The 21,077-nt window shown below is 47.7% G+C and carries 16 protein-coding genes and 1 other annotated feature; of the genes, 14 read left to right on the forward strand and 2 right to left on the reverse strand.

Going from position 1 to position 21,077, the window contains the following annotated elements; genetic code table 11:
• Positions 1 to 9 precede the first annotated feature (9 nt).
• The 8 genes from JRJ22_RS07225 (at position 10) to JRJ22_RS07260 (ending at position 9,310) form a co-directional block, all read left to right on the forward strand.
• On the forward strand, positions 10 to 441 hold the full coding sequence (locus JRJ22_RS07225) for a cupin domain-containing protein (RefSeq protein ID WP_090715016.1): 432 nt from the start codon (positions 10 to 12) through the stop codon (positions 439 to 441).
• A 15-nt stretch (positions 442 to 456) separates the two neighbouring features.
• Positions 457 to 2,091, forward strand: a complete 1,635-nt coding sequence (locus JRJ22_RS07230) for a PucR family transcriptional regulator (protein ID WP_206103854.1) — start codon at positions 457 to 459, stop codon at positions 2,089 to 2,091.
• Positions 2,092 to 2,095: 4 nt separating this feature from the next.
• Positions 2,096 to 3,898, forward strand: coding sequence for an allophanate hydrolase (gene atzF / locus JRJ22_RS07235; protein ID WP_206103855.1), 1,803 nt, complete (start codon positions 2,096 to 2,098; stop codon positions 3,896 to 3,898).
• A 69-nt stretch (positions 3,899 to 3,967) separates the two neighbouring features.
• Positions 3,968 to 4,193, forward strand: a binding site (T-box leader).
• A 164-nt stretch (positions 4,194 to 4,357) separates the two neighbouring features.
• On the forward strand, positions 4,358 to 5,620 hold the full coding sequence (gene tyrS / locus JRJ22_RS07240) for a tyrosine--tRNA ligase (RefSeq protein ID WP_206105022.1): 1,263 nt from the start codon (positions 4,358 to 4,360) through the stop codon (positions 5,618 to 5,620).
• Between the two features lie 170 nt (positions 5,621 to 5,790).
• Positions 5,791 to 6,003 carry a helix-turn-helix domain-containing protein gene (locus JRJ22_RS29680; protein WP_408637871.1) on the forward strand — a complete coding sequence of 71 codons (213 nt, stop codon included), beginning with the start codon at positions 5,791 to 5,793 and terminating at the stop codon, positions 6,001 to 6,003.
• The gene (locus JRJ22_RS07250; protein WP_206103857.1) at positions 5,967 to 6,836 is read left to right on the forward strand and encodes a hypothetical protein; all 870 of its coding nucleotides are present in this window, start codon (positions 5,967 to 5,969) and stop codon (positions 6,834 to 6,836) included. Before JRJ22_RS29680 ends, JRJ22_RS07250 begins: the two co-directional genes overlap by 37 nt.
• Positions 6,837 to 6,842: 6 nt before the next feature.
• A complete protein-coding gene (locus JRJ22_RS07255) occupies positions 6,843 to 8,102 on the forward strand; it encodes an FAD-dependent oxidoreductase (protein ID WP_206103858.1) in 1,260 nt (419 codons plus the stop codon).
• Positions 8,103 to 8,395: 293 nt separating this feature from the next.
• Complete coding sequence (locus JRJ22_RS07260; RefSeq protein WP_206103859.1) at positions 8,396 to 9,310, forward strand: DUF5692 family protein; 915 nt, start codon at positions 8,396 to 8,398, stop codon at positions 9,308 to 9,310.
• An 87-nt stretch (positions 9,311 to 9,397) separates the two neighbouring features.
• Here JRJ22_RS07260 and JRJ22_RS07265 read toward each other — a convergent pair whose 3' ends face one another.
• Both JRJ22_RS07265 and JRJ22_RS07270 read right to left on the reverse strand, forming a co-directional pair.
• Positions 9,398 to 9,685 (reverse strand): hypothetical protein, encoded by a 288-nt coding sequence (locus JRJ22_RS07265; protein ID WP_206103860.1) that lies wholly within the window; start codon positions 9,683 to 9,685, stop codon positions 9,398 to 9,400.
• A gap of 83 nt (positions 9,686 to 9,768) precedes the next feature.
• The gene (locus JRJ22_RS07270; protein WP_206103861.1) at positions 9,769 to 10,626 is read right to left on the reverse strand and encodes a CPBP family intramembrane glutamic endopeptidase; all 858 of its coding nucleotides are present in this window, start codon (positions 10,624 to 10,626) and stop codon (positions 9,769 to 9,771) included.
• Between the two features lie 255 nt (positions 10,627 to 10,881).
• Here JRJ22_RS07270 and JRJ22_RS07275 point away from each other — a divergent pair, with 255 nt between their 5' ends.
• The 6 genes from JRJ22_RS07275 to JRJ22_RS07300 all read left to right on the forward strand — a co-directional run bounded on the left by JRJ22_RS07275 (position 10,882) and on the right by JRJ22_RS07300 (position 20,884).
• On the forward strand, positions 10,882 to 11,604 hold the full coding sequence (locus JRJ22_RS07275) for a GntR family transcriptional regulator (protein WP_054939593.1): 723 nt from the start codon (positions 10,882 to 10,884) through the stop codon (positions 11,602 to 11,604).
• A gap of 290 nt (positions 11,605 to 11,894) precedes the next feature.
• A complete protein-coding gene (locus JRJ22_RS07280; protein WP_206103862.1) occupies positions 11,895 to 14,282 on the forward strand; it encodes a phosphoketolase family protein in 2,388 nt (795 codons plus the stop codon).
• A gap of 142 nt (positions 14,283 to 14,424) precedes the next feature.
• Positions 14,425 to 16,308: a serine hydrolase domain-containing protein gene (locus tag JRJ22_RS07285; RefSeq protein ID WP_206103863.1), complete on the forward strand. Its 1,884-nt coding sequence runs from the start codon at positions 14,425 to 14,427 to the stop codon at positions 16,306 to 16,308.
• 115 nt (positions 16,309 to 16,423) lie between these two features.
• Positions 16,424 to 18,817: a dynamin family protein gene (locus JRJ22_RS07290; protein ID WP_206103864.1), complete on the forward strand. Its 2,394-nt coding sequence runs from the start codon at positions 16,424 to 16,426 to the stop codon at positions 18,815 to 18,817.
• Entirely contained in the window at positions 18,814 to 19,803 is a 990-nt protein-coding gene (locus JRJ22_RS07295) for a diguanylate cyclase regulator RdcB family protein (RefSeq protein WP_206103865.1), read from the forward strand. Before JRJ22_RS07290 ends, JRJ22_RS07295 begins: the two co-directional genes overlap by 4 nt.
• Positions 19,787 to 20,884, forward strand: coding sequence for a patatin-like phospholipase family protein (locus JRJ22_RS07300; RefSeq protein WP_206103866.1), 1,098 nt, complete (start codon positions 19,787 to 19,789; stop codon positions 20,882 to 20,884). The genes JRJ22_RS07295 and JRJ22_RS07300 overlap by 17 nt, the downstream gene beginning before the upstream one ends.
• The last annotated feature ends 193 nt before the right edge of the window (positions 20,885 to 21,077 follow it).

Here is a 21,077-nt window from a genome sequence, read left to right on the forward strand (position 1 = left end):
GAATGACATATGCTTACACAGGAAACCGAGGTTCTGACGGCAGAGGAAATGACATGGGAGCTGATGCCTAACCATATCGAGCTGTATCACCGGGAGATTGTCTCGGCGGCGCAGGCGGATAAGCTGGGGATACGGATGAGCTCTATTTTATGGGAAAAGCTCGGTGTCGGCGGGCAGGTGGTTCCCCATTATCACGATGTGGTTGAGATTATTCATATTACCGTTGGCGAGGTTAAGCTGCTGAGCGGCGGTGAGTGGAGCAGCTACCGGGCCGGAGATACCTTTCATGTGCCGGCCGGTGTTGTCCATTCGGTAGCCAATGCGGGAGATTCACCTTCTGAGCAGATCAGCATTTTTCTGCCGGCAGAAGCGCAGGTGGCCCCGAACTCCTTTTTCGGCACAACGATTATTGAAGATATCTATTCCTCAAAGCTAAAGTAAAGGCGGCGGAGCTCCATGGCGAACAATGTAATCACAGGTCTGACCTGCAGCGACATTCTGTTGATTCCCGACCTCAAGGAGGCAGTAGTGCTTGCCGGAGCGGGCGGTTTGCACCGTTACATAAATCGCGTAAATGTGATGGAGGTCCCGGATGTAATTGATTGGGTCCGGCCGGGGGAGTTCCTGATTACGAGCGGGTTCCCCTTCCGTGACCAGCCGGATTTGATTTCAGACATGATTCCGCAGCTGAACCAGAAGGGCGTTTCCGCCCTGGGCATCAAGACCAAGCGTTTTATTGATGAGGTTCCGGCCAGGGCGCTTGAGCTTGCCGACCAGCTTGATTTTCCGATTTTTGAGCTGCCCTCGTCCACATCCTTCTCTGATGTAGTCAGGGATATCATGGAGCGGGTGCTGGTTCAGGAAGCCAGAGAGCTCTCCCAGCTCCAGAGCCGGTTTCAAAAGCTGTCGAAGCAGCTGCTGCACGGTGACGGCATCGAGGACTTTCTGCGCTCGCTGGACGGGATGCTGCACAATCCGATTGTGCTTCTGGATGATATGGACCATCTGTTCTGCTCACCGCAGGCGGAGGAGCTCGGATTTGACCGCCAGTCACCGGTCTGGATTCAGCTCAGGGATGAGGCGAGTCTGGGCATCTGTTTCATCACCCTTGGAGAGCGGCGGATCAGGGCTTATATTTCTGCAGTCAATGACAAGCAGATGAATCAGTGCCTGCTGATCTTACTTGAATGGAACCAGGAACTAACGGTGGTCGATCAGCTGACTATAGACCGGGTAGGTGTTCTGGTCGGACTGGAAATGATCAATGCGAACGCCCGCAGAGAAGTGGAGCTGAAGTACGTGGACCAGTTCCTGCAGGATTGGATCAGCGGCAGGATTGTTGCCGGCGAGGATCTGAAGCTGAGAGCAGAGGCATGCGGCTGTCCGCTGCCTGATCAGGCAATGACCGCGGCTGTGGTAGGCTGGCTGGACATGAAGCCTGAGGTGAAGCAGCTGCAGCAGGCGGTGAAGAGAATCAGGACCAGACCGGATTTACAGCATGTAAAAATGACGATCATGGAAGGCGAGCTGGCAGTTACGATAGCTGATAACGGGGACAGCCCGCTCGCCGAGACTCTGCAGCGCCTGCTAACGGAGCTGAATAAAGTGTTTGCCAAAGATATGTTTGTCTTCTGCATCGGAGAGAAGGTAAACCGCCCTGATCTGGTTCATCACAGCTATGAGTCAGCCAAGAAGATTAATCATATCCGCGAGATTTGCGATTTCCGGGAACTGTATATTGATTATAGAAAGCTGGGTGTTTTCAGGCTGCTGTACCATTTGCCGGAGCTTGAAGAAATCAGGGACTACCGGGATCAATATGTGATTCCCCTGCTAGATTACGACAGCAAGCATAATGTGTCCCTGTTGCAAACGTTAAACCTGTATTTCAAGCACAACCGCAATATAAAAAAAGCCTCAGCTGCATTGTTCACTCATTACAATACCGTGACCTACAGGATTGAACGTGCCTGTGAGCTGCTGAACTTAAACTCAGATGACGGGGACGATATGCTTCAGCTTCAATTGGCTCTCAAACTGCATGAGATGAGGCCTTATGACAAGCAGCGGGCCCCGCAGAATAGGAGATGACGACATGGATATAGCCGAATTTCCGCTCAAGCTGTCTGCCGGATGGCTGCGGGACCAATACAGAAGCGGAGTGCTCACGCCGGAGGCGGTCATCCGTGAAATTATCCGGCGTTCACAGCAGGATCAGGAGCTGAATATTTGGATTGAGCCGCCGGACTACGGGCGGATACAGCCCTATCTGGAGGCTATAAGCCATTTGGACAGGGAGGAGTATCCGCTCTGGGGGATTCCGTTTGCTGTCAAGGACAATATAGATGTACTGGGCTTCCCTACAACAGCCGCTTGTCCGCAATTCAGCTATATGCCGGACAGACATTCCTCTGTGTTGGAGCGGTTAATCGGTGCCGGGGCGATTCCTGTAGGCAAAAGCAACCTGGATCAATTCGCCACCGGACTGGTCGGCACAAGAAGTCCGCATGGGGCTGTGCATAACGCGCTCAGACCGGAATATATCAGCGGCGGCTCCAGCTCCGGCTCGGCGGTTGCTGTGGCACGCGGCCAGGCAGTTTTCTCGCTTGGCACGGATACTGCCGGCTCGGGGCGTGTGCCTGCAGCCTTGAACGGTCTGGTAGGGTACAAGCCAAGCCTGGGAGCCTGGCCCACCCGGGGAGTAGTCCCGGCTTGCGCCAGCCTGGACTGCGTCACGGTGTTCGCGAACAGCCTCGAGGATACACTGCTGGTTGACCGTCAGGTGCGCGGCCTGGATGCCTCCGATCCGTGGTCCCGCAGCATCCCCCGGCAGGCCGACCGTCTTCCTGCCAGACTGCTGTTCCCGGCAGAGCCCCTTGACTTCTATGGCCCTCATGAGGAGGATTACCGGCTGGCCTGGCAAGCAGCGTGCGACTCGCTGAAGGAGCTGGGCATTCCGGTAGAATACGTGGATTGTACGATGTTCTTCGAAGCAGCGTCCATTCTGTATGATGGTCCCTGGGTAGCAGAACGCTGGGCCGGTCTGGGCGAATTTGTGCACAATAACCGCGCCTCCGTGTTTCCTGTAACAGAACAGATTTTATCGTCGGGAAAAGGGGGACGGCATACAGCCTCCAGTTTGTTCCAGGCCATGCACCGGCTGCAGGAATACAAGGCTAAATCCCGGGAGCTGCTGCGGGACGCGGTGCTGGTCATGCCTACCTGTGGAGGCACCTGGACCAGAGAGCAGGTAGAGCTGAATCCGGTCGGCGCCAATTCGGATATGGGCCGCTACACCAATCATTGCAATTTGCTTGATCTGTCTGCGGTGGCCGTTCCTGCCGGTGAAGCGGCGCAGGATTTGCCTTTCGGGATTACTTTGTTCGCACTCGCGGACAGCGAGCATTTGCTGGCGGGGTCGGCAGGCCTTTACCTTGGGGATTCAGGATCGAAGGATACGGTTGAGAAAGCAGAAGCGGTGGAAGCGGCGTCAAAGGCAGACACATCAACAGCGGTTGCCGCTCAGCAATATACGATAATTGCCGTCTGCGGCCTGCACATGCAGGGTTATCCGCTCGAGAAGCAGATGACCGGCCATGGCGCTTATTTCTGGCGCGAGGCGAGAACGGCGCCATGCTATGACATGATCAGGCTGCAGACTGTTCCTGCCAAACCGGGACTGATTCGAAAAGCTCACGGCGGAGCGTCCATTCAGCTCGAGCTATGGAAGATGCCGGTTCAATCGGTCGGGGCATTTGCAGCCTTGATTCCAGCGCCGCTTGGGCTGGGGAGAGTGGAGCTTGAGGACGGCTCTGAGGTTATGGGGTTCATCTGTGAAAGCTATGCCGAGACAGGAGCGGAGAATATAACGGCCTCCGGAGGCTGGCGTTATGCATGATATTAATCCGGTTATAGGCCGGATTGACAATAAATTGTGAATTGGCTATACTTTCTGTAATCTTATAGTTTGTATACGTTGAATGAGCGCAGTAGCAGCTTAGTCCCTGTCACAGAAAGCCGGGGGGTGATGGAACCCGGTACACACGAGGGCTGCGAAATACACTCTGGAGTATCTTGGGTAATGCCAAGCGGAACCAAGCGAACGATAACTCGCTTATAAGTGGTATGGATCGGCTGATAATGGCTGTCCGTGCAATTTGGGTGGTAACACGGTTAATTCAATCGTCCCTGTGTCTGAATAGACAAGGGGCGATTTTTTGCGTTTACCGGGCTGGCTGGTTGTATGCTGCAAACGCAGATATTTCGGTCCGCGAACCCATGCCGTACCCCGGGTGATGCTCATCCTCCAACGTATCTCACTAACCATACCTGATCACTAACAAAGGGGCTGTACATGTTGAATATTATTGATGAACTGGAATGGCGCGACGCCATTAATCAGCAGACGGATGCGGAAGGGCTGCGCGAATTAACGAACAGCAAGGCAGTCTCGCTGTACTGCGGCGTCGATCCGACCGGCGACAGTATGCATATCGGGCATCTGATTCCGTTTATGGTGCTCAGACGCTTTCAGCTGGCCGGGCACCGTCCGGTGATCCTGATCGGCGGGGCAACGGGAACGATCGGCGATCCGAGCGGACGCCAGAGCGAGCGCTCCCTGCAGACACTGGAGCAGGTGCAGGAGAATGTGGATGCGCTGACTGCGCAGATGAAGAAGCTGTTTATCTCCGATGATGACGCCAATCAGGTCCGCCTGGTCAACAACTACGACTGGACTAAGGACATTAATGTCATTGAGTTCCTGCGCGACTTCGGCAAAAACTTCAGCATCAACACGATGCTGGCCAAGGATGTTGTCTCCAGCCGTCTGGACAGCGGGATTTCGTTCACCGAGTTCTCGTACCAGATTCTGCAGTCGATCGACTACCTGCACCTTTACAAGCATGAGGATGTGCAGCTGCAGATCGGCGGCTCCGACCAATGGGGCAACATCACAAGCGGCCTGGACCTGATCCGTAAAAAAGAAGGCAACGAAGCCAAAGCGTTCGGCCTCACCATCCCGCTGATGCTTAAGGCTGACGGCACCAAGTTCGGCAAAACCGCCGGCGGAGCCGTGTGGCTCGATCCGAAGAAAACTACCCCTTATGAGTTCTACCAGTTCTGGGCGAACACGGATGACCGGGACGTAATCAAATACCTCAAGTACTTCACCTTCCTTAGCAAAGAGGAGATCGAAGCACTTGCAGCCAAGGTTGAATCCGAGCCGCATAAGCGCGAAGCACAGAAGGCGCTGGCGGAAGAGATGACCCGGTTCGTGCACGGCGAAGAGCTGCTGGAGCAGGCTAAGCGTATTACTGCCGCCCTGTTCAGCGGCGACATCCGCTCTCTGACCGCCGATGAAATTGAGGAAGGCTTCAAGGAAATGCCTACTTTTACCGCCACTAACGAAACGAAGAATATCGTGGAATGGCTGGTCGATCTGGGCATCGAGCCGTCCAAGCGCCAGGCGCGTGAGGACATTACGAAGGGTGCAATCTCCATAAACGGGGAGCGCGTGAATGAGCTTGAGGTGGAGATTACTGCTGATCATGCCATCGGCGGGAAATTCATCATTGTCCGCAAAGGCAAGAAAAACTACAGTCTGGTGAAACTGACATAAAGTTGTTATCCACCATACCTGCAGCAAGGAGGGAGTTCCGAAGGCCGTGAACCGGCTACCGGGACTCCCTCTTTTTTTTGCGTATGAATAGGAAACAATCTAAATAATCATTAATTATATGAAATTAAGCTGTTCAAAAGGCCGGGTACGTATAAAATAAAGACTGGGGGGTGAATGAATTGAATGCTAAAACAAAATATCATATCCTCATGCAAGGAACCACCAGCAAAAATGTAAGTGAAACCTGCAAGGCGTTCGGGATTTCCCGGACAATCTATTATAAGTGGCAAAATGCCTACAAGAAGCATGGGATGGATGGGCTTGCGGAGAAAGAAAAAAACCGGTCATGCCAAACAAAGTGGACAAGCGCACGGAAAGGCTGATTTTAAAGTATATTGCCAAATTTCCTGAGGATGGTCCGAAGCGAATCTATTATGAATTGCAGGATGAGGGGGAGAAGGTAGGGGAATCGGGGATATACAACGTGCTGCGGCGGCACGGACTTAGCAAGAGGGCACAGCGGGAAGCCTATGCCAAAGAAATCAAGGAAAAGAAATGGCCGGGCGACACAGCTGCTAAAGCTCCAAGGAGCAGGGGAAGGGAACAATTTCTGGACTACAAGCTGAAGGATCCCGACAATGCCCACCCCGGTTATATCTGCATGCAGAGTATTTATTATATGGGGGAGTTCCCGCGAATCGGGAAGGTCTATCAATATGTGATTTATGATGTTTACTCTAGGATAGGACTGGTCAAGCTCTATAACCGGAAGGCTACCATACACTTCATCGATTTTATGCAACTAAAGGTCATCCCTGTATTGAAGACGCTGCATGTTGAGATCGACAATCTGGTGACACACAAAAGCCGCGAATTCACAACGAACTGGGACAGAGGCAAACATAAATACAGTGACTTTTTACATAAGAACAATATTAATCATGTGGCCGTTACTGCGCGAAATGCAGAGATATTTCAACCTTTGCAGCAATTCGTTGCGGTGTTGACGGAGGAATTTTACCAGCAGGCCTGGGGAGATCCTACGATAGTTTCCTTTGAAATATTGGAAAACCGCTTACAAGCGTACTTGAATTACTATAACTTCAACCGAAAGATTACAGACGGTCCTAACAAAGGTAAAATACCATCGGATGCAGCGCTTGAATGTTCGGGACAGCAGGAGACCTTGCCACTATGGCTGTTTACAAGGAGATAACGGAAGATGGACAACATGAAGCGTGAAGACAAAATAGGCATCATTGGAGCAGGGATTTCCGGGGTATCTGCTGCTTATCATTTGGCTAAGAAGGGCTACACTCATATTACCATCCTTGAGAAATCAGACCGTGTAGGAGGAAAGTGCTTTTCCATTGAGTACAAAGGGAAAACGTATGAAATGGGGGCGCTGTTCGGACTTCCCTCCTATGCCCATACGAAGAACCTGATGATGGAATTTGACCTCATGGACAAGGGGCCGTTACTGGAGCGGGGGTTTTTCAATACAAACGGAAGGCAGACCTCGCAGATTCCGCTGGATCAGGTACAGGCTTTTGCGCAGGAGTTCAAACGGTTGCCGGAGATTTCTAAACGCTACGAGCGGTTAAATGAGCCGGGCCTTCTCCATTTGCCGGAGGATTTGTGTCAGCCTTTCTCCTTATGGTGCGATGAGAACGAATTATTTGTCATTAAGCAGGTCTATATGCATTACTTCAGTACCTTTGGCTTCGGCAGTATTTATGACGTACCTGCGGCCTATGTTCTGAAGTTTCTAAGCTTTGATAATCTGCTCTCCTTTATTGAAGTTACGCACATGATCACCTGGCCCAAAGGGGTTACTGAACTCATTAGACGCATGGCAGACCAGGTAGAGGACCTGCGTCTGACCTGCGAAGTGCTCCATATGGACTGTGAACCCAACGGCAAGGTGCGGGTGGAAACCAGCCAGTCTGCGCTTTATTTTGATAAAGTTATTTATACAGCTTCCTTGCAGCATATTAGTGAGATCGCTCTTTTATCTGCGGCAGATAAAAGGCTATTGGAGCAGATTACCTATGAGCGGTTTCGTGTATACGCTTATAGGGTTGAAGGTATCCCTGAGCTTTCAGGTTATATTCCCGGCAATATGCGCCCGGAGTCTAAGGGACAGATGATGGCCTGGTATTACCGGTGGGCAGATATGGGGACTACGGATTTGATCACTATTTATGTAGTTGAGAATGAAGAGATGACCGATCAGGAGATGCGTGAGGCTGTGGAAACGAAGCTTAGGGATCTCGGCGGAACCAACATCCGTTTCTATATGATGAAGCGGTGGGAGCATTTTCCTCACGTGGAATCTGCTGCGCTCCGTGCAGGCTTTTATGAGCAGCTAGACCGGATGCAGGGGAGACATCAGATATATTATGCCGGAGAAATTATGAACTTTCCCACACTTGAGAACTGTATCGTATATACCAAATATCTGGTCGACCGATTTTTTTGAACCATACGGCTAAATACAGGCCTTGCTCACAAAGTACTTTGTGGGCAAGGTTTTTTTTACTTTCGGGATAGGTTTACAGCATGTAGTTCTAAAGATATAGAATCTATTAAAATCGCTGGCCGGCGTTAGTGTCCCGGGGAATCACGGGCAAAAAGACAGTGTAAACCTAACATAAAAGGAGACTTGTAAAACGTTGATTTATCAATGTTTTGTAAAGTTTGATGGAACCTGACACTTTGATTATTCTTGAGCTAAGTCACACATTGAATACATAATATAAGGAGGAGTAAGTCATGTTTTTATTCGAATCTATTCCCTGGTATTCTGCACTGATGTGGTTAGTAGTACTTGGAGGATTAATGTTCGTCAATGAAATTGCCCGCAAGAGCAAATGGGTTTCACTGCTTTTGTTTTTAGTTGTTCCAATTGTACTGACCATAGCGGTCTGGCCGAATACGGCAGATGCAGATTCTAGTGTGGGAACGTGGTTTCATTGGGTAAAAGTATACTCTGCGCTGGCAGGCTGTTTAGGCTTCATGGCGATCCGGTTTGTGAAGGGCTGGAGCAGTAATAAATACATATTGATGTTTCCGGCCATTATTCTGGCCGTGAATATTCTGGAAGCGGTTATCCGCGATTTCCAGGTATATAGTCTGGACGGTATGGTGGACGGAGTGATGATGGTGGGTGGTCCCTGGAACATTATGAACGGGATCGCAGGTATTTTGAACATTATTACGATTTCCGGATGGATGGGCATTGTGATCAGTAAAGACAAGAGCAGGGATATGCTGTGGCCGGATCAGCTCTGGTTCTGGATTATCGCGTATGACCTCTGGAACTTTGCTTATGTCTATAATGCGGTCTCTGACCATTCCTTCTATGCAGGCGCTGCACTGCTGATCTCATGCACCATCCCGGCGTTCTTCTTCAAAAAAGGTGCCTGGTTACAGCATCGGGCGCAGACGCTCGCGATTTGGATGATGTTTACGATGTCGTTCCCGACCTTTGTCGGAGAGTCGAAGTTTTCCGTAGAGTCCTCACACAGTGAAACAGCGTTATGGGTTGTAAGTGCGTTGTCTTTGGCTGCCAACATAGCCGTGATTGTTTATCACTGCTATAAAATATTCAAACATAAACGGAATCCGCTTAAAGTGGAAGTCTACACAGATCTGGCGGCTTACAAAGCCATCGCAGACATGAATTAAGGGAAGTACATTCCTGCATTAAAAAAGAGGTTCCGGGCCACCTTTGGCCGGAACCTCTTTCTGGTTATTTGGAGATCAGTCTTCAGCTTAATCTTCCAGCTTCGCGAGTTCGTCCTCAAGTCCGGCTAATGCGGCCTGAATGCCTTCAATCACAGCTTGCTGCTTCGCCGATTGTTCCCGCAGCAGCAGATCTTCCGGAGTAGCGGAACCCGGGTCAAATCCCGGAGAAGCTGTCAGCCTTCTTAGATCCGCTTCATAAACCTTCATAACCTCTTGTGCTTCCTTCAATTCCTCTGCGGCAAGGCCAATCTGATATTCCAGATACGTGAAATCAGATGCAGCCGCTGCATGGGTTGAACGCTGGGAATAGGTCATCCTGCACCTCCGCTTCAGTCTTGGTAGGTTTATGATACAGGTTTTCGGGGACAGGCTCAACTAAGGAGCTATAACTATGGGAGCTATATATCGATCGCAGCCCGGTGTGTACGCCGCTGTTTTATTTTTAGCAGGAGCATTAGACAAACCAAGGTTATGATACTGCTCAAAATAATGACATTCGAATAATCGTTGTACCATAGCATAAGCTGCTCATTCATCAGGGAGTGAATACCGACTACAAAAAACAAATTTTTGGTTAGCAGATAGAGCAGACAGAAAATGATTCCGAAAATGACAAGCTGGATAAAGTCGTACACAAACTCCATCCCGGCATAGCCGGAATAGATCCGGTTAGGGATATGCATGAGTGCAAAGATGGCCTGTGAAATGAACATAGCCGCAGCCACGCGGGACGAGTGACGTTTTATTTTGCTGCATAAAAGGAAGACCTGAACAAATAAAAAGCCCCGGAATATGATTTCCTCCAGCAGCGCATTGCCAAAAAGCTGTCCGAATAACCCGCCTAGTACTACACTCGGAAACTCCGTTATCTGATCGTTGAAGGTTATGCTGTAGCCTGTTGAGAGGTTGACGCCCAAATTGACAATCTGAATCGCGATCCAAAACAGCAGGAAACCTGTTAACCCCGGCAGCAGTTTCTCTTTCCTGAGACCCAATTCCCTTGGCGTAACTTTGGCGATGGCAATCAGGAAGATAATCACCTCCACGAAAAGGCCGATCAGATTAGCGCTTAACGTTCCGCCGATCCAGCCGTTTGTAAGATTGGAAAGCGGACGGTAGTAGCCGTGTTCAAAGTAAATAAGATTAACGCATAGCGAATAGATAATTTCAATAATAATCATCCCGGCGATAAAAGGGACAGGCACGGGCCTTGCTTCAAAAATAGGTGTAGAAGTCCTTGGTTTATGTGGCATCATTGGCCGTAATCCTCCTTGATTATGTACTGAGCCAATACTCTTTGTTCTTTCATGATACATTTATTACCAATAGGCCCGGAATCACTATATCCCTAGGCAGGAGAAATCTCCATTACAAAGATCATAGATCTGAGCGATTATAAAATCAGGTATCCCTACGAAACGTAAGGCCAATCTGTATAATCTGGGCGATGATTATGATATAGTTAACATTAGGCTTTATGAAGTGATAGAAGACCTGAAAGGGAGTACTTCATGACACAATTTGTCTACAAACAGATTATCGATGATTTAAAAATGAAAATATTCGCGGGAGAATTCGCCGATATGAGATTGCCGGATGAACGCAGCCTCAGCGAAACCTATCAGGTAAGCCGCAGCTCCATTAAGCGTGCGCTGACCAAAATGGAGAGCGTCGGTATTATTTTCAAAAAACGCGGTTCAGGTACGTTCATCAATCCCCTGTACATAAAGAACGAATCCATCTTCAATTACGAAGGCTCGAATTTGGGGGTTACCGACAATTTTCAGATGCACGGCAAGAAGCCGAAAGTCAAAGTGCTGAATTTCGAGGTGATTCCACCCACCAAGGAGCTGCAGCGTGATTTGTTCCTCGGGCCCCATGATTTTGTCTACAAAATCGTCCGTCTGCGCCTGTTCGACGATGAGCCCTTTATGATTGAGACGGGGTATATTCCGATCAAAATCGTTCAGGATCTTAATCAGACGATTATCGAAGGATCGATCTTCAATTACCTGGAGGACTCGCGCAATCTGGCCGTGACTAAGTCGTTTTTGTCCATCTTTGCCGAACCTTCCGAGCAGGATGACCAGGAGCTGCTGCATTTAAGCGTAAATGAACCGGTGGGGATCATGGAAGGGATATTCTTTTTGGATAACGGCACCCCCTTTGAATTCTCACACATGCGGTTCCATTACAAATATCTCAAGTTTAATACTTTTGTATCTGTACACTAAGAATAAGACCGGGAAATTTCCCGGTCTTATTTTTTTTTGTCCTGATGAGGCAATGAATACAGTGTTTAAAAGTTTATCTAAATTATTTTGTGTAATATATTGGTAAAAATTATAGAAATAAAGCTGTTTTCCTGTGTTATGGGCCCGATTTTCATACTATGTTCAAAATTTCACAAAATTGGACCGTATCACTTGTCAAAAAGGTTGTATTTATTTTTTGCAGAGGTATGATGTACGTGTAGAGAAAAGAGATTGGTATGGTATTCATAATTAAACAGGGAGTGGAGAAAATGGGATTATCGACCTTGAATGTTGATTACTCATCAAAAACGTATCTTGAGAAGCTGGATGCTTACTGGCGTGCAACGAACTATATTTCAGTAGGCCAGCTGTATTTGAAAGACAATCCGTTGTTAAGAGAACCTCTTAAAGACGCTGACGTCAAAATTAAACCGATCGGGCACTGGGGTACTATTCCCGGCCAGAACTTCATCTATGCCCATTTGAATCGTGTAATTACTAAATATGACTTGAATATGTTCTATGTTGAAGGCCCTGGCCACGGCGGCCAGGTTATGGTTTCCAACTCTTATCTGGATGGCAGCTACACTGAAATCTATCCGGAAATTACCCAGGACATCCCTGGTCTGAAGAAACTGTTCAAACAATTCTCGTTCCCGGGCGGCGTTGCTTCCCATGCTGCACCTGAAACTCCAGGATCCATTCATGAAGGCGGCGAGCTTGGATATTCCTTATCCCACGGCGTTGGCGCTATTCTGGATAATCCGGACCTGATCTCGGCAGTTGTTGTCGGAGACGGCGAAGCCGAAACCGGACCGCTGGCAGCTTCATGGTTCTCCAACCGCTTCATCAACCCGGTTACTGATGGCGCAGTGTTGCCGATTCTGCACCTGAACGGCTTCAAGATCAGCAACCCGACAATTCTGTCCCGTCAATCGAAAGAAGAAATTACTGCCTACTTCACAGGCATGGGCTGGGAACCGTTCTTCGTTGAAGGCGAAGATCCTGAACATATGCACCCAGAAATGGCGAAAGCTCTGGATGCCATCGTTGAAAGAATCGCAGCGATCCAGAAAAATGCGCGCGAAAATAACGACCTTACCCGTCCGGTATGGCCAATGCTCGTCTTCCGTTCCCCTAAGGGCTGGACTGGACCTGCGCAGTGGGATGGTGTTCCTAACACAGGTTCGTTCCGTGCCCATCAGGTGCCGATTCCGGTAGACCAGAAGAATATGAAGCACGCACCGGCCCTGCTGGACTGGATGCACAGCTACAGACCGGAAGAATTATTCGATGAGAACGGCCGTTTGAACGCTGAGCTTGCCGAAATCCTTCCAAAAGGCGACAGACGTATGGGCATGAATCCTGTGACTAACGCCGGCCACCTGATTAAAGACCTGAACCTGCCGGACTTTGCCGACTATGCACTGGATAACTCTGTTCCAGGTAAAGTCGTAGCACAGGACATGGCGGTTCTGGGGAAATATCTGAAAGAGGTTGTGCTGCGCAATGAGCCTAACCGCAACTTCCGGATTTTCGGACCGGATGAAACGATGTCCAACCGTCTGGGACCAGTCTTCGAAGTAACCAAACGCCAATGGCTGGATCAGGTTATTGAGCCTAATGATGAATTCCTGGCTTCCTATGGCCGTGTTATTGACTCCCAGCTGTCTGAGCACCAGGCAGAAGGCTTGCTCGAAGGTTATGTTCTGACAGGCCGCCACGGATTCTTCGCAAGCTATGAAGCATTCCTGCGCGTTGTTGATTCGATGATTACCCAGCACTTCAAATGGCTGCGCAAGGCAACCGATCAGGGCTGGCGTGCAGATATCCCTTCATTGAATGTTGTAGCAACTTCGACAGTGTTCCAGCAGGATCACAACGGCTACACTCACCAGGATCCGGGTCTCTTAGGCCACCTGGCTGACAAAAAGCCTGAATTCATCCGTGAATACCTGCCTGCCGATGCGAACTCTTTGCTGGCTGTATTCGATACCGTACTGAACGACCGTCAGAAGATCAACCTGATCGTCTCCTCCAAGCATCCGCGTCCGCAGTGGTTTAGTGCGGCAGAAGCGCAGGAGCTGGTTGATAAGGGACTGAAGATCATTGACTGGGCCAGCACCGATAACGGCGGCGAACCGGATGTTGTCTTTGCTTCCGCTGGTACAGAACCGACGATTGAAGCCTTGGCTGCCATTTCCATCCTGAATGAGAAATTGCCTGAGCTGAAGATCCGTTATATCAACGTAGTCGATCTGCTCAAGCTGAGAAGCCAGAAGCTGGATCCGCGCGGCTTATCCGACGAAGAGTTTGATCAATTTTTCACAAAAGACAAACCGGTAATCTTCGCATTCCACGGCTATGAAGGGCTTATCAAAGACCTGTTCTTTGACCGCCACAACCATAATCTGCATGTACACGGCTATCGTGAGAACGGCGATATCACGACTCCGTTCGATATGCGCGTACTGAACCAGATGGACCGTTTCGACCTGACGAAGGAAGCTGTTCTGAGCCTGCCGCAAGCAGATCAGTACACTGCTATTGCAGCTGAGATGGATGCAATGGTTAAGAAGCATTATGAATTTATCCGCGAAGAGGGTATTGATCTTCCGGAAGTTGAGAACTGGGTCTGGAAAGGCCTGAATAAATAATTCTAAAGCAAATGCCTGCTCCTGAATGATGGGGGCAGGCTTTTTTTAATTCCTCAGGCTCAAATGGAGGGGTTTGGGTTCACTTTGTGGAAAATATATGTAAATATCTGAAAGCACTCGTATTCATGGAGGGAATCTGCAAGTGAGAGAATACAACCGATATAAAGGGCTCAAACAGCTATCAGTCAGTGTACTCGCTGTTATTCTGCTGCTGTTACTGGCGGTTCCGGCCCGCGCCGCTGAAGAGGGAACCGATTCGGCTCCTTCCGGTACCCCGCTGTCTTCACTTGCTGCGGTTATCGATACCTATGTAGCTGGCCGCCGGCAGACAACTGCCGCTGTATCTATTGCCGTTGTTAATGATGGCAGGACCGTTTTCAATCAAGCCTATGGATTCGCGGACATCGAACATGAGACAGCAGCTGATACAGACACTGTGTTTGAGTGGGGATCGTGCTCCAAGCTGCTGGTCTGGACCAGTGTGATGCAACTGGTGGAGCAGGGGAAACTGGATTTGCAGCAGGATATCCGTGAATATCTGCCTGAAGGTTTTCTCCAAAAACTGAAATATGATAAGCCGATTACGCTGCTGAACCTGATGCATCATAATGCGGGCTGGGAGGACCAGATTACGGATTTGTTCTATTTTGCAGAGGAGGATGTCCCTGAGTTAGGAGAGGCGCTGGCCCTCTTTGAACCCCGGCAGGTCTATGAACCGGGTAAGGTAGTAGCCTATTCCAATTATGGAGCGGCTCTGGCTGCCTACCTGGTGGAACTGCAGAGCGGCCAGCCATTCTATACCTATGTGAATGAGCATATTTTCGACGTGCTGGGGATGGAGCATACCTCTATTCATCCGGCGCAGCGGGATAATGAGGCAGTCGATGCCGCGAGAAGCAAGATTCAAGGCTATACCACAAAGCTGAAGCTGATCAAGAAGAATAGGGGATATATTGGTATTTATCCGGCAGGAAGTGCGACTGGAACCGCTGGTGATGCCGCAAAATTTCTGGCTGCACTAATGCCGGCCGCAGGTGATTATACTCCGTTATTCCAAAGCAATACGGTGTTAAGGGAGATGCTGTCCCCAAGCCTGAATTATGACGGAACGGATATTCCGAGAATTGCCCATGGTTTCTTTGAGGTGAATCATACGGTCCCTGCTTTGGAGCATGGGGGGAATACCCTTGGCTTTTCCAGCAAGTTTACGATAGATCCGGCTTCCGGGTTCGGAATGGTCGTGATGACCAACCAGTACAATGAATGGGAATACTGCGCAGGCCTTACCGATAGGGTGTTTGGCACCTACAAACCCCAGGCTTCTGGCATGGACCTTCCGGATAGTGTGCAGGTAGAGGGGGAATATCAGTCCGCCCGGAGAGTGGTTCACGGGTTCACCAAAATGCTGGGATATCTCAGTACTACGAAGATTGTTGCTTCGATCAGCAGGAATATCATTGATTATAATGACATGCCCTATAAACAGATTGAACCTTATGTGTATGTTCCGGTGCGGCAATCGGGCTTCGCCTATTTTGTAATGGATGCTCATGGAGCAGTCTTGAAGGTTTCAAATCCGTATTTTGATTCCTTTCCGCTTACTGGCCTGGCTGCACAAAGAACCGGGATATCTCTGATAGTTGTGGGTGTCGGAGTGTTATTGATCATGCTTGCCATGATTAGCGGATTCGTCCGATGGATCATCGCCAGATTCAGGAGAGCAGCTAAGCCGTCATCCGTTTTTAACAAATACTATCTATGGATGAACATTGCCGGACTTGCTTTTATCGTGAATAACATGATCCTTGGATACCGTACTCTGAACTACACTACCTATTCTGCCATCCGCATTCATCTTATCGGGAACATCGTCTATGTGGTACTTGCTGCTGGATATATAATGCTGCTTATGATGAAACTGCGGAGTACAGAAGCGGGAAGAGCAAGCAAGATCATGTACATACTGTCCGGTGTCTCAGCACTGTTATTCAGTGCTGTTATTATCGGCTGGGATTTGTATTATTAAAATTTGTTAATTGGGGGATTAAGGTGACTAGAATTGAGAATAGGAAAATAGTCCCTGAATCATTTTTTTTGATATAATGTTCCTATAAATATTAGAGAAAGAAGGGAAGAAGTATATGTATCCGAATACAATACAAGCAATTGCACAGGAAGTGTTAAGACTTCTTTCCAAACAGAAGAATTTACTGAATGAGATGTTAGGAAATGACCAGCTTTTGAAGCATGAAGGTGATAGCCAGGAACGCTCCTTAGACCGAAGTCTGGCAAAGCTATGGTCAAGAACGCTTGAAGATGAGGCTACAAAAGTAGACAGCCTGGAGATGACATTAGCAGTGGTAGGCACCATGAAAGCCGGTAAGTCAACAACGATAAATGCCATTGTGGGCCGTGAGGTCCTTCCGAACCGTAACCGGCCCATGACCACACTACCTACAGTTATTCGGCATAAGCAGGGACAGGAAATACCGCAATTATTTTTCCCGAAACCAGAGCCGTTCAACCTTGCACTACAAACCATTCGTGAAACATTGCTTAAGCTGCAAAGTGAAGAAGTAGATGTTCTATCAATAAGTGCTACGGAAGATGGAAAACAGCTTATTGAGGAGATTAGATCCGGAAAGCTAAACCGGCTTGAAACCACATATTCCGGTGTGGAAGGTATTTATTCGTTCCTGAAATCATTAAATGATATTTCAAGATTGTGTGACGCCAAGAATCTAGATATTCAATCTCCTTTGGTAGAATATACTTCACTTTCAGAATTTCCAGTAATTGAAGTGGAATTCTATCATCTAAAGGGTAAAGAGCAGCAGGTAAAAGGGAGTCTGGCATTAATAGATACACCAGGACCCAATGAAGCTGGACAGGTGCATTTGAGAGGGATTCTACAAGAACAGCTTCAAAAAGCATCAGCTGTACTGGCCATACTTGATTACACACAGCTCAATTCAGAGGCTGATGCCGAGGTTAGACGGGAAATCGAATACATATCGCGTTTTTCTAAAGATAGGTTATATGTTCTTGTTAATAAATTTGACCAGAAAGACCGCAACTCCATGGGTGAGAATGATGTGAAACGGTATGTCGGCCAAGAATTGTTCGAAGGTGAGCTTGCGGCTGAGAGAATCTATCCCGTATCCAGCCAATATGGTTATTTGGCTAATTATGCACTTAATGAGCTTGAAGCTAAGGGGGGGCTTCCGGCCCCGGAAAATGCCGAATGGGTTGAGGATTTTGGACAAAGAGCGTTAGGAGTCGACTGGGAAGAAGACATTAGAGATATTGATTTTGTCCGAAGAGGCGCTCAGAAATTATGGAAGAAAAGCAGCTTTTCTGAGTTGCTCGATCAAGTGATTTCTGAATCCTATAGCAAAGCGGCATTGGTGTCTTTAACTTCTGCCGTCGATAAAATGAGTCATTATGGTAATGAAATTATCCATTACCTGAAGATGAGAAGCGGTAGCGTACATATGGATATTAATGAACTTAAGCAGTTTATTATAGCTTTGGAAAGAGATATAGATCAGATTTCACTGGCATCCCGCAGTGCCAATAAGATGTCTTCTGAAGCTCTTGGTAAACTTACCTCTATGACAAAAGGGATATTTGAGGAAGGCGCTAAAGTGATCAGGCTACTGATTGAGAATTTATTTACACATGGGAAACGACTTGAAGAAGAGCAGGCTAAATTGGAGGGGGCTGAGAAGACAAGCCGTCGCAGGCCTTTTTTTCAGTCATTTTTCACCTCTGAAAATAGCTTTGTAACAATAAATCAGCATGGTCCGAATAAATTTTCAACGAAACGTGAGGCAGATGCCTTCCTGGATAAGATCAATGATGTTTTACAGAATGATATAGGTGTCATTTCCGGTAAAATTCAAATCCAGGTGAACGGGTTTGTAGAATCACTTGAATATGATCTCCAGCAGGAAATCAATAAAGGTGTAGAACCCATTCTGGAACATGCCTCCCGAACGTTAAATAACGCCTTTGATATGAAGATATCATTCAAAGTGCATAACGTAAAGGCGATCAAAGTGGACTTTGATCAGATTTCGAAAGATGCAGTCGAAGAAAAAAGCGTTGAGAAGATTAAGACAAAGTATGAGCGGAAGTGGTATACCTTGTGGCTTAAAGAACATGCAGTTGAGTACACTGTCCAGGAAGAAGAATATCATGTCGATACCAGACAGATTGGCAAAAAAGTCATTCAAGATCTTGAAAAAGTCCAGCAGAAGCTTAGAAAGGAATTGGATAAGTACGTGTCAGAGGAATTAGCCCAAAATCTAACGGAATATTTTTCTGAGCTTACTGTTTATCTAGATAAATTTCGTGGGAATCTGCTAGACGGCCTAACTGACAAGCAAGAAAGTGAAGAAATGCTGGGAAAGCTGCTGACGGCTATGGAACAGTTTTTATCGATAGCCGTACTTCATCGTGAAGATCTAGAGCCAGTTGAGGAAGCCCTGATTTTGCTGCAGTTATCACCCAGAGAGGCTGTGGGTGTATGAATATGGAGAAGGCTGAAGAAGAGCGCCAGTTTAGAAAGCTAATTGAAAGTGTGCCTGTTCTCCACGACAAGTTGATTGTTGATTTGGTGAATGGTATTGAGGTCACGAAGGATCATATCAATTTCCGGGAAGTACGCAATCCGAATTTTTTCTCAAGGGCTTGGGATGGATTAACCGGGAAGTCGGCCAATCGCCAACAACAGATTGATTTAAATCTATCCAGAGGACTCCAAGCGGCATCGGTTTGGCTGCAAAACGTACAGGCCGAGCAGATTCGTAGTGACAGAGCTTTGGTATATGTCTCCAAAAAGCTGGCAGAAACAAGAATAGGTATTCAAAAGCTTGTGGCAAGCCATCTGGATCTTCGTGATGATGTACAGAAACTGGGAGAGAAGATAGGGCAGTTTGAAGAACTCTGTCAGCTGCAAATGTCAGAATTAAAACGTCAGATTCAATCGATTGGTCAGAGACAAAGTGCAGTAATTCAAATGAACAAAGAATTTGACAAATGGGAAAGCGGTGGTTATAGCGCATATGCCCCTCTCAGCCAACTGTTGATTGTTCTGGAAACACTGAACTGGGGAGCTTTTGGTGAATATGATACATTCAATACTGAATTCAGAGACCAGCTTTTTGATAAATGTGTCATTATGCTCAAAAATCATCCGAGTGGCTCCCCCTGTAAGCTTTATCCAACAGAAGAATGGTTGCTTCAGCTTGTTCGTGAACCTCAGGAAACGAAAGAAATTATCGGTTATCTATTGTTCTCCGAAGGACCCTGGTGTGACGAGTTATCACTTAATAGTACGATTCTAGACATGCTCAACATCGATTCTTCCAGTTCCAGCATCAACAAGCAGGTTCTATCGGGAATTCAAATCCATGATTTGCCTTATGTGCTGGACAGTAGAAGATTAAGCAAACGGCTGTTCACCGAATCCCGTCTCCGTTTAGAAAGTGAGGGTCTGTATGTCTCGAGTCTTTGAGTCGTTTGGACTGGTCTTATCCGGGGGAGGTGCGCGCGGAGCCTATGAAGTTGGAGTGGCTAAATATCTCGCTGATCAAAATTATATTCCAGCTGCTTACGCCGGAGCCAGCATTGGGGCACTGAATGCGTCATTCTTGGGAACAGCCTCAACCTTTCAAGCTGGTGTAAAACATCTTGAGCAAATCTGGGGCTCGATTCAGTCCAATGATGTCGTAAAATTAAATAAAGGACTTTTTGTGTTTGGATTTCTGCATGCATTATTCAAACGATCCTTGCAGTCCAGACCGGAATTAGCCCTGGTAAATCCGTTGCTTCAGTTGGCAGCCGATAGCAGTCGTTTTTTTGGACGTTTAGGACAGGTGAGCCGTTTATTAAGTGATAATCCCCTATATTCAAACCTACAGAAGGGACTGTTGGATGACGGGTTTTTAAGGAATCTTCTTGAAGAAGAGCTGGCGCTTTACCGTGTAGAACATGCCGCTCCTATTTGGATCTCCGCCTACGCTAGTCAAGGGACTGTTGATGATATTTTAGCTTATCTTCTCTCGAATTTGGGCATTAAAGACAATCCGGATTCAGAGTACTTTAAATTAAGTGAAATTGATGAAAAGCAGCGTTTATCTGTAATTTTGGCGAGTGCTGCTATTCCAGTAGTTTATGGAAGTCATATCGTTGAAGGTAAACGTTACATCGATGGCGGGGTTGGTGGAGAAAGAACGGCTAGGGGCAACACCCCTCTTGCGCCTTTGGTAGCATCCGGCTGTCGGCAATGTATAGTGGTCAATTTATCTGATGGAGCGATGTTTAATCGCCATGATTTTCCCGATACAGTTATTATTGAAGTAAGGCCGGAGACATCTATTCATCCCGATGGTATGCTATCCAGTCTTCTTGATTTCAGGGAAGACCGTATTAAGGATTTAATTTCTATGGGTTATTCTGATGCAGAAAGATGTATAGGCAATGCGCTACTTGCTTTGAACCTGGTTCAAGATGGCAGACGGAGCACATTAATTAGGGACGAAAGTATCCGGCGACTGGAGAACGATGGTTTTGATGAGATGTTGAAGAAATTGTAATTTTGAATGAACCTCCTGACTTAATTAAAGAAGTAGTATGCAGCCTAGGTTAGCTGGCTGCATACTTTTTTTATGTTACTATTCTTTTTAAACGCTTATACAGCGTAATAAATACGCTGTAACGGTAGATTGCTCCGTATGCTTTATACCCCCTGAAATGATATATAAAAAGTACGGTAATACCTTTAATTCG

The sequence above is a fragment of the Paenibacillus tianjinensis genome (assembly GCF_017086365.1).
Lineage (GTDB): Bacteria > Bacillota > Bacilli > Paenibacillales > Paenibacillaceae > Paenibacillus_AQ > Paenibacillus_AQ tianjinensis.